14 protein-coding genes and 1 pseudogene are annotated in these 15,542 nt (G+C 38.3%); 9 read left to right on the plus strand and 6 right to left on the minus strand.

The features are described from left to right. Positions 1-23 precede the first annotated feature (23 nt). Genes KG118_RS10560 through KG118_RS10570 form a run of 3 tightly spaced genes read right to left on the minus strand, consistent with a single transcriptional unit; the run spans position 24 to position 4,127 of the window. Positions 24-1,664, minus strand: a complete 1,641-nt coding sequence (locus tag KG118_RS10560) for an MFS transporter (RefSeq protein WP_117711497.1) — start codon at positions 1,662-1,664, stop codon at positions 24-26. Positions 1,665-1,689: 25 nt separating this feature from the next. Next, complete coding sequence (locus tag KG118_RS10565) at positions 1,690-2,781, minus strand: HlyD family secretion protein (protein ID WP_117711496.1); 1,092 nt, start codon at positions 2,779-2,781, stop codon at positions 1,690-1,692. 20 nt (positions 2,782-2,801) lie between these two features. Then, positions 2,802-4,127, minus strand: a complete 1,326-nt coding sequence (locus KG118_RS10570; RefSeq protein WP_117711495.1) for a TolC family protein — start codon at positions 4,125-4,127, stop codon at positions 2,802-2,804. Between the two features lie 347 nt (positions 4,128-4,474). Between KG118_RS10570 and KG118_RS10575 the strand changes: the two genes are divergently transcribed. The 3 genes from KG118_RS10575 to KG118_RS10585 all read left to right on the plus strand — a co-directional run bounded on the left by KG118_RS10575 (position 4,475) and on the right by KG118_RS10585 (position 6,596). Further along, positions 4,475-4,774, plus strand: coding sequence for an RNA recognition motif domain-containing protein (locus KG118_RS10575; protein WP_117711494.1), 300 nt, complete (start codon positions 4,475-4,477; stop codon positions 4,772-4,774). A gap of 201 nt (positions 4,775-4,975) precedes the next feature. Further along, positions 4,976-6,094, plus strand: a complete 1,119-nt coding sequence (locus KG118_RS10580; protein ID WP_117711493.1) for a DEAD/DEAH box helicase — start codon at positions 4,976-4,978, stop codon at positions 6,092-6,094. Between the two features lie 61 nt (positions 6,095-6,155). Then, on the plus strand, positions 6,156-6,596 hold the full coding sequence (locus KG118_RS10585; RefSeq protein WP_117711492.1) for a cold-shock protein: 441 nt from the start codon (positions 6,156-6,158) through the stop codon (positions 6,594-6,596). A 453-nt stretch (positions 6,597-7,049) separates the two neighbouring features. Here the strand turns inward: KG118_RS10585 and KG118_RS10590 are convergent, their stop codons facing one another. Both KG118_RS10590 and KG118_RS10595 read right to left on the minus strand, forming a co-directional pair. Next, positions 7,050-7,415, minus strand: a complete 366-nt coding sequence (locus KG118_RS10590) for a helix-turn-helix domain-containing protein (RefSeq protein ID WP_032562349.1) — start codon at positions 7,413-7,415, stop codon at positions 7,050-7,052. A 4-nt stretch (positions 7,416-7,419) separates the two neighbouring features. After that, positions 7,420-7,713 (minus strand): type II toxin-antitoxin system HigB family toxin, encoded by a 294-nt coding sequence (locus KG118_RS10595; protein WP_117711491.1) that lies wholly within the window; start codon positions 7,711-7,713, stop codon positions 7,420-7,422. A 233-nt stretch (positions 7,714-7,946) separates the two neighbouring features. Here KG118_RS10595 and KG118_RS10600 point away from each other — a divergent pair, with 233 nt between their 5' ends. From KG118_RS10600 to KG118_RS17495, 4 genes and pseudogenes are all read left to right on the plus strand, one after another. Next, the gene (locus KG118_RS10600) at positions 7,947-9,167 is read left to right on the plus strand and encodes a site-specific integrase (RefSeq protein ID WP_117711490.1); all 1,221 of its coding nucleotides are present in this window, start codon (positions 7,947-7,949) and stop codon (positions 9,165-9,167) included. Positions 9,168-9,355: 188 nt separating this feature from the next. Next, positions 9,356-9,895 carry a hypothetical protein gene (locus KG118_RS10605; RefSeq protein WP_117711489.1) on the plus strand — a complete coding sequence of 180 codons (540 nt, stop codon included), beginning with the start codon at positions 9,356-9,358 and terminating at the stop codon, positions 9,893-9,895. Between the two features lie 352 nt (positions 9,896-10,247). Then, positions 10,248-11,483 (plus strand): hypothetical protein, encoded by a 1,236-nt coding sequence (locus KG118_RS10610; RefSeq protein ID WP_117711488.1) that lies wholly within the window; start codon positions 10,248-10,250, stop codon positions 11,481-11,483. An 82-nt stretch (positions 11,484-11,565) separates the two neighbouring features. Beyond that, a pseudogene (locus KG118_RS17495) lies at positions 11,566-11,937 on the plus strand (A1S_2505 family phage non-structural protein); the annotation flags it as partial. 543 nt (positions 11,938-12,480) lie between these two features. On the opposite strand, the gene KG118_RS10620 reads toward KG118_RS17495, so the two are convergent. After that, positions 12,481-13,137: a hypothetical protein gene (locus KG118_RS10620; protein WP_213388438.1), complete on the minus strand. Its 657-nt coding sequence runs from the start codon at positions 13,135-13,137 to the stop codon at positions 12,481-12,483. 117 nt (positions 13,138-13,254) lie between these two features. On the opposite strand from KG118_RS10620, the gene KG118_RS10625 reads away from it, so the two are divergent. Then, complete coding sequence (locus tag KG118_RS10625) at positions 13,255-13,629, plus strand: helix-turn-helix domain-containing protein (protein WP_117711485.1); 375 nt, start codon at positions 13,255-13,257, stop codon at positions 13,627-13,629. A 74-nt stretch (positions 13,630-13,703) separates the two neighbouring features. Next, complete coding sequence (locus KG118_RS10630; RefSeq protein ID WP_117711484.1) at positions 13,704-15,050, plus strand: hypothetical protein; 1,347 nt, start codon at positions 13,704-13,706, stop codon at positions 15,048-15,050. Positions 15,051-15,542 lie beyond the last annotated feature (492 nt).

Here is a 15,542-nt window from a genome sequence, read left to right on the forward strand (position 1 = left end):
ATAGGTTTTGTCCGAAAACAGTGCTAAGTTAATAATTTCCGTTTAGGATAGGGCAGTGCAACTACAAATATCATACAAAAAAGACAGGCATATAGCGTCCATCCCGCCATTTCCTTGACTGCCGATAAAGTAGCCTGTACTTGGATGCGCCCCTTAGTGGACATGGCTGCCATATTGATAGCTTCTTGTTTACTCTTTCCTTGATATTGCATTCCTCGTACGGTTTGCGTAAATGAGGCGGATGCTTCGGGGTGCATCATGTCTACGTTTTGTGCATAGCGGGTGATGTAGTATTGTTGACGTTCCTGCAATACATTACTATATAGGGCTGTTCCGATGCAGGGAGCAAGCACCATACGTACGGTAAGCATCGTACAAATCCATGAAGAGAGGTATTTATAGGGCATACGCTGGGTCGCAAACGTCGGTATCAGCGAGTATAAGAGCATCATGCCCGTAGAGCGGATGATGATAGGATATTTCATTCGTTCGTATAGGCCTGCACCTTGTACCTCGAAATACATATACATGGCAGATAGCCCCAAGAACAGGAATCCTGCGGCAAAAAGGTATTTAAAGTGCACTCCTTTTACGCTAAGCCAAATTGTTGCAATCCCACCGATAAAATACCCTAACATAGACCAGTTTCCCAATGTGGCGTTTTGGTAATTGTCCAGTTTCATCCCTATGCCTGTAAATACGTTGACAAACAAAGAACTGGAGTTCAATACCATTAACAGGAAGTAGAATAGGAAGCCAAAACGGATAGTACGCAGTTTAAGCACATCGAATTGATAATAAGGATTGCGTTGAGTTGCTTCTATATAGATAAATAAAGCTCCTGCAGTTACAGCCCCGAACGTTGCCCATTGTATAGTAGGATTATCGTACCAGTCAAGAACCTTGCCGTAAGTCAGTACATAGGTGATGCACATCAGTGTGATGCAGAAGATGGAAGCGTTGCCAAATTGTTTGAAGTTTATCGGGAAACGACGTGTGGCATACTTGTGATAGGGCATCGTGATGAAAGAAATAAGAATACAGAGCAATAACAATCCCATCATGAAGTAATAAACGTACTGCCACTCGTATTCGTAGGTGAGCCATGCGGTGAGCGATGTACCCAGCTGCCCCAGTACCATAAAGAACAGATAAATGGCGGGTTGTGCGGCACTTCGTTCAATGTCCAGTTTGTCCCAACCTTTGCCGGTGGCAGGTTCGTTGCCGGGAGTGATTTTCTCGGTTGCTTCCACATGACCGGCATATTTGATGAGGGTGAACAGATTAACCATCATCAGTACCATGCGCAGGAATCCCATGAACAGGCTGCATAGCGCTAACAGGAATATGCTGTCTGTCTTGGCACAGATGTAACTGAAGATATACATCAGTGAGAATCCGGCAATACACATCATTTTCTCTCTGCGGATACATACCAGTCGGTACAGGAAAGGACAGAATGCCGCCATACCTATGGAGGTGGCGAAATTGGCAAATTGGATATGTTCGGATATGATGCCCAGGCCGCTCATCATCTCTGTACCGTTGGCGGAGTAAGTTCCTCCTACCGTAAGAATAGGAAGGAAGAACATAAACAGGATAATGATACCTATCGGTTTAGGCACCCAGTTGTAGAACGGGTAGTTTTTAGGATATGAGGGCATCTTTTCAATAATTAATAATTAAAAATCAGAGTTTGGCTTTTACTATCACCATCATGCCGGCCGCCAGTTTCTCGTTATCTTCTTGGGATAGGTGGGTGAAATCTATGCGTACGGGTATGCGTTGCTGTATTTTTACGAAGTTTCCGGCAGAGTTATCGGTAGGAACCAATGAGTATTTGGAACCTGTTGCACCTGAAATGGCGGTGATGGTTCCTGTGAACTCTTTGTCGCTGATAGCATCTACGGTGATAGTAACCTCTTGTCCTATATGGAGGTTCTCTACCTGTGTCTCTTTGTAGTTGGCGACAATCCATTTTTGAGTATCGGGCAGAATGTAGGTGATAGTTTGTCCGGCTGTAATGAACTGTCCTTCTTCCAATGCCCGCCTTCCCAATTTACCGTCGCAGGGAGCTACTACTACGGTATAGGAGAGGTTCAGACGCGCCATTTCCAAAGCTGCCGTGGCACGTTGAATGGCGGCTTCCGTACTTTCACGGCGGTGTGAAACTTCATTTACTCCCGATAGAGCGGCTTTTTGCTGACGTTTTGTTGCTTCAAGTTTTTTGCGAGTGGCTTCGTACTCTGTCTCTATCTGTTCCAACTGTATGGGAGTAGCGGCATTCCTTTGTACCAGATTTTGGTAGCGTTGGCGGTCTTTCTCCAGTTTGGCAAGACGGATTTCTATTTCGGAAATGGAGGCGTCATATACGGAAGCAGTGGTCTGCGTGGTTTGCAGGGTAGCTCCGATTATGGTAGCTCCGGCTTGTGCATCTTTCAGTGCGGCTTCGGCTTCCATTACACGTATCTTATATTCGCGGTCGTCCAATACAAGAAGGGTATCGCCTTTGTGCACTTCCTGGTGCTCGGTGAAATAAATCTTCTTAATATAACCCGATGCGCGCAGGTTGATGGGGGAGATGTATTGTTCTATCTGTGCGTCATTGCTGACTTCCGTTTGTTTATAATCAAGGAAGAGACAAACTACCTCTATTACTCCCCAAATGACGATTGCAGCTCCCAACAGGCTGATTACGATTTGCCAACGGCGTAGCTTACGCAGTTTCTTGGCTTTCTCCTGATGTGTGTTCGATGCGTTATTTCTTTCTTTTGTTTCCATATGCTGATTTGATTAACTTGTTATTTAACTAATGAGTCTATTTGTCCTGTCAGTTTCAGTAGTAACAGGGTGGTAACCCGATAACTGTAATGGGCGCTGATGTAATTATTCTGTGCTTCGCTCATCTGCATTTCGTCTTGCAGAACCTCGGTCATAGAAGCGATTCCTTCGCGGTAACGGTCCATGGTAACGGTGTATACGTCTTCGGCAAGCAGGTAATTGTCTTTTTGTTTTTTGAAGTTACGCTGATTATTCATCAGGTCGTTGGTAGCATTCAGATATTGGGTTTGCAGATTTTTGCGGGTATTTTCTTGTGCCAATCGCAGGTTTTCAATGTCTATTGCAGCTTTCCGGGTTTTGTAGCGTTTATCCAGTCCGTCAAAGATAGGGACGCGCAGTGACAGTCCCAGCCCATAGGAACGGAACCAGTGATTGGACGGTCCGGAGTGGAACCAATGGTAGGCTTTGTCAGTATAAGCAGAGAACATCCAGCTACCGGTCAGGTTCAGTGAAGGGATGTAGCCGTAGCCAATCATCTTTTTTTGTTTTTCGGCCATTGCTTTTTGTGATTGCAGCAGCTGTAACTCGTACAGATTCTCGGATAATCCGGTCAGTGCCACGGGAGTGATGTTTTCGGAATTTACCGGGACTAACGCTATTTGCTCATCGGCCGGATAGTCCATAATATATTTCAGCAGATTTAGTTGCTGTTCTTGCATGGCCTGTACATTATCGTATTGCACTTTCAGATTTTCCAAGTTGATATTTACCCGCTTAACGTCTACTTCCATAGCCATTCCATTATCATGGAAGGCCATAGTAATGTCTTTCAATTCTTCCAATCGGGTAATATTGGCTTTTATCAATGTGATTTGTTCGGCAGTGGTCTGTCCCAGATAATACATTTTGCATATCTCCAGAATGAGATCCTCACGTGCCTTTTCGTAAGAAAGACGGTTTATTTCATCCATAATTTTGGCTATGGATACGGTGGTGTAAAGTGTCTGGTTGTAAAGAGGCATTTGTAGCTGTAGCCCTGCGTTAGCATTGAATCGCAAAGTCTGGGTTATGTTATATGGGTTTCCATAGGCAGAACCGTCCGTAACGGATACAGGGGGATCTATATTGTCATTATAGTTGGCAAATCCATTGATTTGAGGCAATAGTCTTGCCCTGTTTTCGGAAACTCCGTATTTGCTTTTCTGCATTTCCTTACGTTTGCTTTCCAAAGACAGGTTGTTTTCTATACCTATTTCCAGACACTCTTTCAGTGTCAAGGTCTTTTGGGCATCCCCTTTAGCTATTGCCAAACAGAGAAAGGCAAAAGTGAATAGTAGTTTTTTCATAATAATCACCAATAATTTGTGCAAAGTTAGCGGCTTATTATAGAAAAATACTATCCATATATAGATTGCTTATGTTCATATTTTCCTTTTTCTAAGGGTGAAAATAGGTAAATAGCAACTGTTTTGAATTTCTGTATGTACTTAATAAATGATAATAATCGTCTTTCTTGTGAAAAAAAACAGATAGAAACGTATTTATCAAGTTTATTATACTACCTTTGTCGCCAGAGTTTGAGTTACGAATCATTATCGTATAGTTCTTCTTTTAATATATTATTAGTAAGCAGTCCTCTTCTTTAATTATCCTCCTCACTCCAATTTATTATTTATTTTATAACATTTTTAGAATGAACATTTACATTTCAGGTTTAAGTTATGGCGTTAATAATGCCGACTTGACAAATTTATTTGCAGAGTTTGGAGAAGTTTCTTCAGCTAAAGTAATCCTTGACAGAGAAACAGGTAGATCCAGAGGATTTGCTTTTGTCGAAATGAACGACGACACAGAAGGACAGAAAGCTATTGACGAACTGAACGGCGTAGAGTATGACAGCAAAGTCATTTCAGTAAGCGTTGCACGTCCTCGCGAGGAAAGACCCTCAAATAGTAGACCCCGCGGCGGTTATAACAACTCCAGAAGATATTAATATCAGGATAAAGGCAGGAAACTTGATTTCCTGCCTTTTATAAACAACTACCGTATTTTTTATTTAGCGGAAGCGCTCCGCTCCACCACCTGCACTTTTCATTCTAAAAAGATTTATCAGACTTTTTGTATGGGCCACTTGAGTGAAGCGTGCTCAGATTATACTTGTGCTAATATTTTAGTACACCCAAAAACAATATATATGACATTTAAAGATTTAAATATAACCGAACCGATTTTAAAAGCAATTGAAGAAAAAGGATACACTAATCCCACCCCTATACAAGAAAAAGCGATTCCTGCCGCATTAACGGGAAAAGATATATTAGGCTGCGCGCAGACCGGTACAGGAAAGACTGCCGCATTTGCCATCCCCATCATTCAGCATCTGCAAGCTAATAAGGATAAAAACAAAAGCATCAAAGCCTTGATACTGACGCCTACCCGTGAGCTGGCCTTACAGATTAGTGAGTGTATAGACGATTATGCAAAATACACACAAGTTCGTCATGGAGTTATCTTTGGAGGAGTGAATCAACGCGCGCAGGTAAATATGTTACATCAAGGAATTGACATACTGGTTGCTACTCCGGGACGTTTGCTTGACTTGATGAATCAAGGATATATCCGTCTGGATGATGTGCGTCACTTTGTGTTGGATGAGGCAGACCGTATGCTTGATATGGGATTTATCCATGATATCAAACGCTTGTTGCCTAAGCTTCCGAAAGAGAAACAAACATTGTTCTTTTCGGCTACTATGCCCGATACTATTATTGCTTTGACCAACTCTCTTTTGAAGCAGCCGGTAAAGATTAGTATAACGCCCAAATCATCTACGGTAGATGCTATTGAGCAAACTGTTTACTTTGTAGAGAAGAAGGAGAAAAGTAAATTGCTGATTTCTATTTTACATAAAGCGGAAGGGCAGTCCGTGCTTGTCTTTTCACGTACCAAGCACAACGCAGATAGAATAGTCCGGGTGTTGAGTAAGGCAGGTATCGGTAGCCAAGCCATTCATGGAAACAAGAGCCAGAATGCACGGCAGTCTGCGTTGGAGAATTTCAAATCGGGTAAGATACGTGTTATGATAGCGACTGATATTGCAGCCAGAGGTATTGACATCAACGAATTGCCATTAGTTATTAATTACGATCTTCCTGATGTACCTGAAACTTATGTACATCGTATAGGACGTACAGGCAGGGCCGGCAACTCAGGAACTGCATTGACTTTTTGCTCACAGGAAGAACGTAAGTTGGTCAATGATATTCAAAAGCTGACGGGGAAGAAGCTCTGTAAAGCGGAATTTGCTATTTGAGATTGTTTCTAAGTTTATTATTTATTCAACAGTTATACATCAATTATAAAATATAAGTTCTATGGCAAAATCCATGACAGTAGGAAAACGTGAAAATGAAAAGAAAAGACTTGCTAAACGGGAAGAGAAACTGAAGAGAAAAGAAGGTAGAAAGTCTAATAAAGGCAGTTTCGACGATATGATTGCTTATGTGGACGAATATGGAATGATAACCTCGACTCCGCCTGAAGAGAATATCAAGAGGCAAGAGGTTAAGATAGAGGAGATAATGATTTCTACACCCAAGAAGGAAGATGAAGGGCCGGTGGTTCTGAGAGGGCGGGTTGAGTTCTTCAATGAGTCCAGAGGCTTCGGTTTTATTAAAGACCTTTCAGGAGTTGAGAAATACTTCTTTCATGTGAACAATGTTGTTACGGAGATTAAAGAAGGTAACATTGTTACATTCGACCTTGAGCGCGGAGCAAAAGGAATGAATGCTGTTAATATTTGTTTGGAAAAGTAATTTATCTAAGCCCCCCTTCCACCCGCTATCTCGTATAAACAGGAAACTTCGGAAGGGTGGAAGGGGGCAGGTGCAAACTGAAATCCAAGAATATTTCCTGTTTTGATGTATATCATAATCCGTTTTGATGTACATCAAAACGGATTATGATATACATCAAAACAAGTTTTTTCCGGCTTAAAAACAAAAAAGACCGCCAAGAGTGGAAGCCTCTCAACAGTCTAAATCTTCATTTGTAGCGGGACCCGGGATTGAACCGGGGACCTCATGATTATGAAACGCCGCTAAAGCATTAACTCCCAGCTTCTTATATCTTCCTCTCGTTGCTTAAATACTTCTTTTACAAGGGCAAAGATAATATTTCTTTTTCATCCGTAATCATGCCATTTCTTCTATTTTCCGGTGATTTGTGCAATTTTCGTGCAAATGGGGATTTCGGACTGCAATTTACACTCAGATTCCCAATACTATATTTGCATCAATATTGAGTTTCCGGCTCATTTCACGAGCTACTTTAAGGGTAGGCTCACAACGTCCCGTAAGATAGTCACTGACACGTGAGGGGCTTACTCCAAGAAGCTCTGAAAGTTTTATTTGATTCAAGCCCATTTCATACATACGGAGCTTTATCACATCTACCAAAGACGGTGATTTTATTGGATAGTGCTCATCTTCATAATCCGCAACAAGTTCAGACAATAAATCCAATTCTATCAGATTCTTGTCATTCAAAGGTGTGTTGTCATCAACCAATGGTAGAAGTTCTTCTATCCTCTCCATTGCCGCTTTATAAGCTGTTTCATTCTGAATCTTTGCCATACGTCTATATATTTTTTGCATCTATCAAATCATATTCAGCATGAGTACCGATAAAACGGATTAGTACGGTTTTTATCGTAAACTTGATAACTACGATTAACCGATAATTGTTTCCTCTGATATTGAATACATAATGCTGGTTACCCACATTATCCACGCTGTTAAACATCTGCTTCATATCGGCAAAACAAGTCCATTCCGCTTTCTTCACTTTCTGATACCAGTCTTCAAGTGCAGTTTCCGAATCGGGATGTCCGCTATAATATTCAATAATCTTGCTTCTTGCTATGATTCTCATGCCTTTTGTTGTTTATGCAAAAGTAAGCCTTTTGTTTTGAAATACAAAATAAAATATTGTTTTTCGGGATTCATTTATTCAATACTACTTTAAAATATTTCCAAAACAGTAATGCAAACGTTGTCTGAAAAAGCCTGTAAATGCCTTTTGAAAGCCCTGTTTAACTTATAATCCCGTTGTAAAATGGATATATTACTGGTAAACAATTCCGTTTACAAGTAATTTAAAAATCCATGATTAAAATCATTAAAAACGGTGTTGTCGTATCTGTTATACTTGACACTCGCACCATTAATAAAGAAGGTACTTATCCGGTAAAAATCAAAGTGTATTATCAAGGCAAGCCAAAGTATTATTCTGTCGGCCTCTGTCTGACTTCAAAAGAAGAACTTGAAGAAGCGCTTGAAGGTAAATCCAAAGAATGCCGGGAAATTCAGGAAGAAATTGGAAAAGAACTTAGCCGCATTCTTAAGAATGTAGAATATCTGGCAGAACGTGGAACATTTTCTTTTGACCGTCTTAATACGAGACTTGGAAAAAATATCGGTGGAACTATCAATGAAATGCTTGAAGCCAAGATTAAGGAACTGGGTGAAAATAACAAATTCGGCTCCAAAACCTTTTATCAAAGCACACTCTCGCTGATTAAACGGTATAAAAAGAATGATGTACCAATCCGTGATATTACAGCCGAGTGGTTGCGTGACTTTGAAAAATTCTGTTTGAAAACTGTGAATCAAACAACATTAGCTATCAATATGAGAAATATTCGTGCCATTATGAATATTGCCAAGTCTGCCGAGATGATTAGGGAAGCTGATTATCCTTTCGGAAGAGATAAATATCAAATTAAGGAAGGTTCAGGCAGAAAAAAAGCACTCAACAAAAAACAACTCAAAGCTATCGCCAATTATTCAGACGGTAACGAATTTACGGAGTTTTATCGTGACTTGTGGCTATTCATCTATTTCTGTAACGGTATCAATGTTGCCGATTTGATAAACCTTAAATTCTCCGATATTCAAAACGGGGAAATTTCATTTATCCGTCAAAAAACTAAAGACCGAACTCGTGACTCAAAACGGATTTATGCACCGATAACCCCGGAAATGCAATCCATTATCGATAAGTGGGGGAACAATCCAAGAAAGAGTACTTATATATTTCCCTTTATGAAAGCCGGCGATGATGCTTGGGAGCATGAGAAGAAAAAGAAAAACCTCACCAAGCATATAAATGACAGGATGAAAGTTATCGGTGAGAAGTTGAATATAGGCAAGATTACGACATACGTTGCCCGCCACACTTATGCGACCGTATTGCGAAACGAAGGTGTTCCGGTAGCTATTATATCTCCCATGCTGGGACATACGAGCATAACCACTACCGAGATATATCTTGCTGATTTGGAGTCTGAAAATAGAGCCCGAAATGCCCATTTATTGAGCTTTTAATGTCCGTATTTCTCTTAATTGGGGTGAGCTAAGCATATAGCCCGATTCTCTTGTTTAGTGGGGAATCGGGCTTTCTTTATGCTAAATTACCGGTGCGAGGGCTTAAATCAGGTTAAGAATATAGTTAAAATTCCTTTTTCTTTTATATTCCGGCAAAAAAGTGGATATATGTATTAACCGAAAATTCAATGACTCGGAAAATTATTAATGTCAAAATAAATAAAGTTATGACACGTAAGAAAAGAACCAAAGAAGAACAACCTTTGACTACTGAGGTTGTAGGAGCTAAAAAGAAATCTCCAAAGAAAAAGAAAGCAGTAAAAGAAAAGCCTGTTATTGTTCAAGAACAGGAAGCGAGCGTAAACGAGCCTATTACCCAAGAAGAAGCTGTGGAGAATACTCCAGAGAAAAGAGAGTATACCATTGACGAGCTTATCGATATGTTAGGGCCGGATATTGAGTGTGAGGATGAAGCAGAGGTTGAAGATACTTCTTCATCAGAAAAAGAAGATAACGGGGAAGATATATTTGCCGCTTTGGATGATTGGAACGAAGATGATGATGAAGAGGAAATTTCAGATGAAATCATTGATATGTTTGATAAAACACTTGAAGAGAAAGGACTCGGTGACGCTTACTTTGAGCGGTTGGAAAGGAATATCAAAGAACATGAGGAAGCTCAAAAGGAACGCGAACTTTATATTGATGAAGTGCTGAATGAAGAATAATATCTAATTTTGTAACTTGCAACAGTCTCTTTATGAGATGTTACTTTGTGATGTGCCTTATTTTATCTAATTTTGTACCGTCATGGCAACGTGACGGACATGTTAGAAATTTAAGGTACACGAAAGTGTTTAACTGATTCTCCGGAATAAAGTCTGGTAAACTATAAACGAACGAGGATAAGTTAGCATCTCTCGCGTCATATCCGTATATGGCGTGGGGAGACTGTTGCTTATTTTAGTTCAAGGGTTTTACCAGAGCCTATTCCGTAAAATAAGTTAGCAGCCCTCACGCTTTCGCATATTATAAACTTCTTCTGTGTGGGCGGGGAGAATGGAATAAATACTGGTAATAATGAAGAAATTTCTATTAATGCTTGGTGCAGTAGCTTTATTTACTGCATGTGGTGATGATAGTGGCTCTGGAAGTGGTGCCTCTATCAATTATGAAGAAGGTTATAAATACCTTACTAATCTGAATGTGAGTGACGCCAAGATGATTTATCAGAAATCATCCGCAACAAGAGCAACAGGGGACGACTCTTATTACAAACTTGACTTATCAGGCAATGAGGTAAAGTTGTCAATCAAGGGAGAAGACGGTCAAGACCATAATATTGGTATTCATAAAGTATTGAAATTGAGCGATAAGGTAGTTCTTATAAACCCTATCGCACAAGACATTATCGATTTGTTCTATAAACCTGGGCCTGATGATATAGGTATAAGTGTACGTTGGGGTAGTACAGAATATCTCTCCATTGTTGATGTCCAAACAGAAAAGATATATCGATGGCCTAAGGAAATGGATATATCTTTGTATGAAGACACTGAATTAAAAACTGCATTGGACAATCAAGGAAACATTTATTTAGCTTGTTCCGGTTCGAATTATCCTGTGTATAACCAAATATATAAATTGAACACTTCTGACTTTACGTTGCAAAATATGCTACCGGATAATGTTACATGTAACGGATTTATAGTGACAGATAATGGCTTCATTGTATATTGGACAGGTTTTGAACAGAAACAAAACTGTCGTGTAAAATGTCCGGGAGGAAGAATATATCCGATTGCGGATATTTATACCTTTATTTTCAATGGCGATTTGTATTCAATTCGTGATAAAGAGATTATCAAGTATGAGACTATCGGTAATAATGAATTAAAAGAAAAAGTAATCTGTACAATACCGAATGATGATACTTATTGGAAATTTATACCAAACTATGTACGCAATACAATGGTGATAAATGGAAGTTTAGAGTTTGACGGAGAACAATGTGTCGCATTAGAAAAACAAATATCTATTAGTAATTTTGGTACAAGTAAAGCATGGTATTCTTACAACAATACAACTTTCTCAAAAATAGCAATGAAAGATTATCAGGAATCACAATTTCAAGTTTCGGAATATGAGATACAGAATCTTTCGGCAAATTCAGAAAGTCCCAATATCACATTCACAGGTTTCAGGTATTCAGACGGTGCAAATGTTGTGGGTACTATCACAGAATCAGATGAGATTGTAATCGATAATGTTGCAAATAATGGGGAGAAGATAATCAATCTTATTTCGTTGAACTGATAATAACCGAGAGTTATACACTTAGAGAATCCTCTTATTGCTTGTGCGATGAGGGGATTTTTTGTACCCAAAACTTCAAAATATGAATGAAAGAATTACCCCTCACAACATTACGGAACTGAAAGAGAATGAAATCTTCGTATTCGGTTCAAATTCTTGTGGTGTGCATAACGGAAACGCCGCATCCACAGCTATGAAATTCGGGGCTATTATAGGACAGGCAGCAGGAGCACAAGGGCAAACCTATGCAATACCTTCCAAGGATATGGAGAATTTCAAAAAATATGTTGATGATTTTCTGGTATATGCGAAACAACACCCGGAATATACTTTTTTAGTCACAGAGATAGGCTGTGGAATATCCGGACATTCACCCTCTGAAATAGCACCGTTGTTTAAAGAAGCGCTCAAAATGGATAATATTCATTTGCCGTTAGTTTTTTGGGATATTCTGAATGGTGGTATAAAAGGGCGTATCAGACAGATAGCAGAGGTAGAAACTCTGTCCGTTCCAGAATTTTGTGTAAGAATCGGTATTCCTGTTACTGAATTGATGAATCTGTTATTTGGGAACGCTGACCCTACAATCTGGACTGTACGAAAGATACTGATTGCTTTTCCATATATCAATGCAAGGTGGTTACTTTTAGGCGAAGGCGATATGAAGCCTCAAAAACGCAATAATTTCATCACGAAAATAAGCCGTTTTTTGCAGACTCTTTCCGCTTTCAAACAGGCATGAAACGATAATATTCTCCATGCCTGAAATGAAGCTGTTTTCGTCTCCCGTATCGAGCTTTTCCCCTCTCCCTAATACTCAATATAAGGAGACGATATTCTATCTCAAATATGGAAGAATAAACTTGAAGTAGTAAATTCTTACATAGTGAATAAAATGAATGAAGTGAACTATTTATATATCTAAATATTTAAAGAATAGATATTTGTATGATATATGATAATATATAAGAGTATAGAGAAATAGCTTCACTTTATATTATAGAAGAACATCTATACAGCACAAGTCACTATCGAAATTATTAATGAAATACCATAGAGGGTCATCATCAAAAAGTGGCTCTATTAAAACCTCTGGAAGATTTATTTTGCTCGTAATTGGAGATAATCGAAATCCGTATGTTTCAATTATTCTTCCGGGTTTACTGTGCATACCATAAGACTCAACAACTTCGAAAGAATATCCTTCTAAAAATTTCAATCTGCAATATTTCTTTGGATACCAACCAACGGTTACTTCATCTCCTTCCTTCAAATAACTGAATTGATGAAAGTGTATAGTACTGAATCCTTTGACGACATCATATTTTTGTTCGGCCTTCTCACAAAAATCGTCCCAACTCAAATACCCCAATCTTCTGGCATATAAAGAACAACTGGAAATACTCGGATTGCTGTTGCTTGCAATCAGTCCGAAATGTCGCTTTATCGAATCTGAACTGACCTTATCTTCGCTTTTATATCTTTTTTCCTTATTATAAATCCGTTCTTCTTCTTCATCTATTGTCTCTTGATTGATAAAAAAGCGGAGTTTCTCGAAATTCCCAAGTGTTAGTTGGATTTTTAATCGCTCTTTGTATTCTTGTATCAGAATCTCAAACAGCTCTTTATCAAACTTATAACAGTCTTGTTTCATTGCTTTTTATTTTAAATTCGCCATAAAAATACGATAATTTATCATTCGTTCCAATTTGCCACTAACCTGCTTTCTTCTGTTTTCAGACCTTTGCATCAAACTTTAAAAAGAATGAGTATGAGAACTGATTATAATAACTTACCGGAACAAATAGATTATTTGATTTCGGAAATCAAAGAAGTAAAAGAGATTTTATCTCAAAGAATAGGCAAACCGGAGGAAATACCGAAGTTTTTGTCTGTCGAGCAATTGAAGCATTACTTATACCAAAAGGGAGTTCTAATAAGTAAGTCGAAACTATATAAAATGACTTCAAAAGATGAAATCCCCTGTTATAAGACAGGAAACAGAGTCTATTTCTCTCCTGAGGAAATAGACAACTGGCTATCTGCATATTTAAATCAGAAAAGTAAAACGAATAGTGACTTTTCGGGTCAAGATACCATTAAAGACATTATGGAGTCAGCTTTATTCAAAAAACAGAAAAAATGAGAAAGACAATTTCTTAAGAAAGTTTGCTGGATAAATATGATTTCAAATTCTATAATTTATAAAAAAGAAAAATTATGAATCAAGAAAAAAAACAAAAATTATCGTCGAAATTCAGAAAGGCGGTACTAAGAAAGAGTGCGAGTGAGGTTTGGGAAGAAGCTGTACTTGAATGGGAGTTCGACAAGTATTATTATAATGATACTAAGGTAAGAATATATTGCCCTTGCAGTCCCAGAGAAATTAAGCACATAACAGTTATAAAAAATAAAATAACCAACGAGTTACTGGAAATAGACAATAACTGTGCAGAAACTTATTTTGGAATTACTGAAAGTGAGACGATAAAGAAAATGGTACAAAAATTAAGCAGAGATATTAATTTGGGGATGAATAAAACTGCACTTGATTATTTGTGGAAAAATAGATGCATACATGAAATTGATTATAATAACTATGAGATAGCGCAGGGAAAGCGAGAGTCCAAACATCCCTATTCGGAAAACATGATTCGGATTCGTCAAGAAATCAATACGGTATTGATAAATTATACAAAATATAGGTATAAGGATTTTTTTGCTCGGATTGATTACGCAATAGCTACTTCTGACGAGCGTCCCGATTTTGATGTGTCTTCCGCAATGTCTATCCGTCAGAATGTTTTGGTTAGTGGTGAACTGGATAATTATAAATTAAACGGACTTAGGGATACCACCGAGAAAAACTACAAATATTATTCGGAAGAAAAAAGAAACAAAATCATGGATGAGCATTGTAAAAAAGGATTAAATGACGACTTGAAGGAGCGCTTGGCGTTTTCTGAATTTCATAACAAAATAACTCATTTAACGCCTCTTACCGGAGAGGCCCTGAAACTTTGGGAACAAAACAAAGCTAAAATAGCCCAAATGGAAAAGAAACACCAAACTAACAAAGATGATAAAAAGGTAGATTATAGTTACCTTGCAGAAGGTTTAGAGGACGGAACAGAGGTGTGGAGTTATAATGTAGATGTGAATAACGAGCATTTTTTCACAGGCTCGGAGAACAGGGGCGGCTTAATTTGTTCTACTGAAGAGTGGGAAGAATGGAAAAAAATATATAAAGCGCTTTCATCCTCTAATGTTTTTGTCTTGAGGTCATTTTACGCATCTCTGTATCGCTGGATAACACTGCTAATGGAAGTGCAAGGTATCAGACCTGCTCTTAGTCCGTTTAGGCACGCTCTGTCAGATGTTATTGACTTCATAGATATTCCAGAAATAACGAATGTTTATTTGAGAGGTTCTTTTTCATTTGACGCGATAATGTCTTCCATTTCCATAGAAACTTTATATCAGTTACTTGATTTTTTACGAAAAACCTCTGATGATGAGGTGAGAGAATATATACTCGAGCTTTTTAAGAAAATTCTTTATGATTAAAGAGCTTGAATTAATGTACGATGAGAAAATAGCACAGTTTATATCCTTTTCAGTGAATCTGAGATATTTAGATATCTGTTAAATAATTTTGATAAAAATGCAATCTTTCTATTTAAAACTATTTAAATGGAAAGGTTGTATTTCTTTATAGGTTATGCTATATGTTTGGGAATCTTGATATTTGAAAATGGTTCATCAAAGCTTTTCTTCTCCTTATGGATAATAGCCAGCATAACATTATCTTTAGGATTAATCGGGGCGATTTATGCTTGAAAATGGTTTATCAAAGCTTTTCTTCTCCTTATGGATAATAGCTGACGTAACATAATCTTTAGGAATAATCAAGGGCGATTTATGTTTGAAAATGGTTCATCAAAGCTTTTCTTCTCCTTATGGATAATAGCTGACGTAACATAATCTTTAGGATTAATCGTGGGCGATTCATGTTTGAAAATGGTTCATCAAACCGATGTTTCTCCTTATGGATAATAG

The sequence above is a fragment of the Bacteroides propionicigenes genome, assembly GCF_018390535.1.
Taxonomy (GTDB): Bacteria; Bacteroidota; Bacteroidia; order Bacteroidales; family Bacteroidaceae; genus Bacteroides; species Bacteroides propionicigenes.

Excerpts from the sequence above, each read along its gene's own strand:
- KG118_RS10560 (WP_117711497.1), bottom strand. The coding sequence starts at position 1,664 with ATGCCCTCATATCCTAAAAACTACCCGTTCTACAACTGGGTGCCTAAA.
- KG118_RS10565 (WP_117711496.1), bottom strand. The coding sequence starts at position 2,781 with ATGGAAACAAAAGAAAGAAATAACGCATCGAACACACATCAGGAGAAA.
- KG118_RS10570 (WP_117711495.1), bottom strand. The coding sequence starts at position 4,127 with ATGAAAAAACTACTATTCACTTTTGCCTTTCTCTGTTTGGCAATAGCT.
- KG118_RS10575 (WP_117711494.1), top strand. The coding sequence starts at position 4,475 with ATGAACATTTACATTTCAGGTTTAAGTTATGGCGTTAATAATGCCGAC.
- KG118_RS10580 (WP_117711493.1), top strand. The coding sequence starts at position 4,976 with ATGACATTTAAAGATTTAAATATAACCGAACCGATTTTAAAAGCAATT.
- KG118_RS10585 (WP_117711492.1), top strand. The coding sequence starts at position 6,156 with ATGGCAAAATCCATGACAGTAGGAAAACGTGAAAATGAAAAGAAAAGA.
- KG118_RS10590 (WP_032562349.1), bottom strand. The coding sequence starts at position 7,415 with ATGGCAAAGATTCAGAATGAAACAGCTTATAAAGCGGCAATGGAGAGG.
- KG118_RS10595 (WP_117711491.1), bottom strand. The coding sequence starts at position 7,713 with ATGAGAATCATAGCAAGAAGCAAGATTATTGAATATTATAGCGGACAT.
- KG118_RS10600 (WP_117711490.1), top strand. The coding sequence starts at position 7,947 with ATGATTAAAATCATTAAAAACGGTGTTGTCGTATCTGTTATACTTGAC.
- KG118_RS10605 (WP_117711489.1), top strand. The coding sequence starts at position 9,356 with ATGACTCGGAAAATTATTAATGTCAAAATAAATAAAGTTATGACACGT.
- KG118_RS10610 (WP_117711488.1), top strand. The coding sequence starts at position 10,248 with ATGAAGAAATTTCTATTAATGCTTGGTGCAGTAGCTTTATTTACTGCA.
- KG118_RS10620 (WP_213388438.1), bottom strand. The coding sequence starts at position 13,137 with ATGAAACAAGACTGTTATAAGTTTGATAAAGAGCTGTTTGAGATTCTG.
- KG118_RS10625 (WP_117711485.1), top strand. The coding sequence starts at position 13,255 with ATGAGAACTGATTATAATAACTTACCGGAACAAATAGATTATTTGATT.
- KG118_RS10630 (WP_117711484.1), top strand. The coding sequence starts at position 13,704 with ATGAATCAAGAAAAAAAACAAAAATTATCGTCGAAATTCAGAAAGGCG.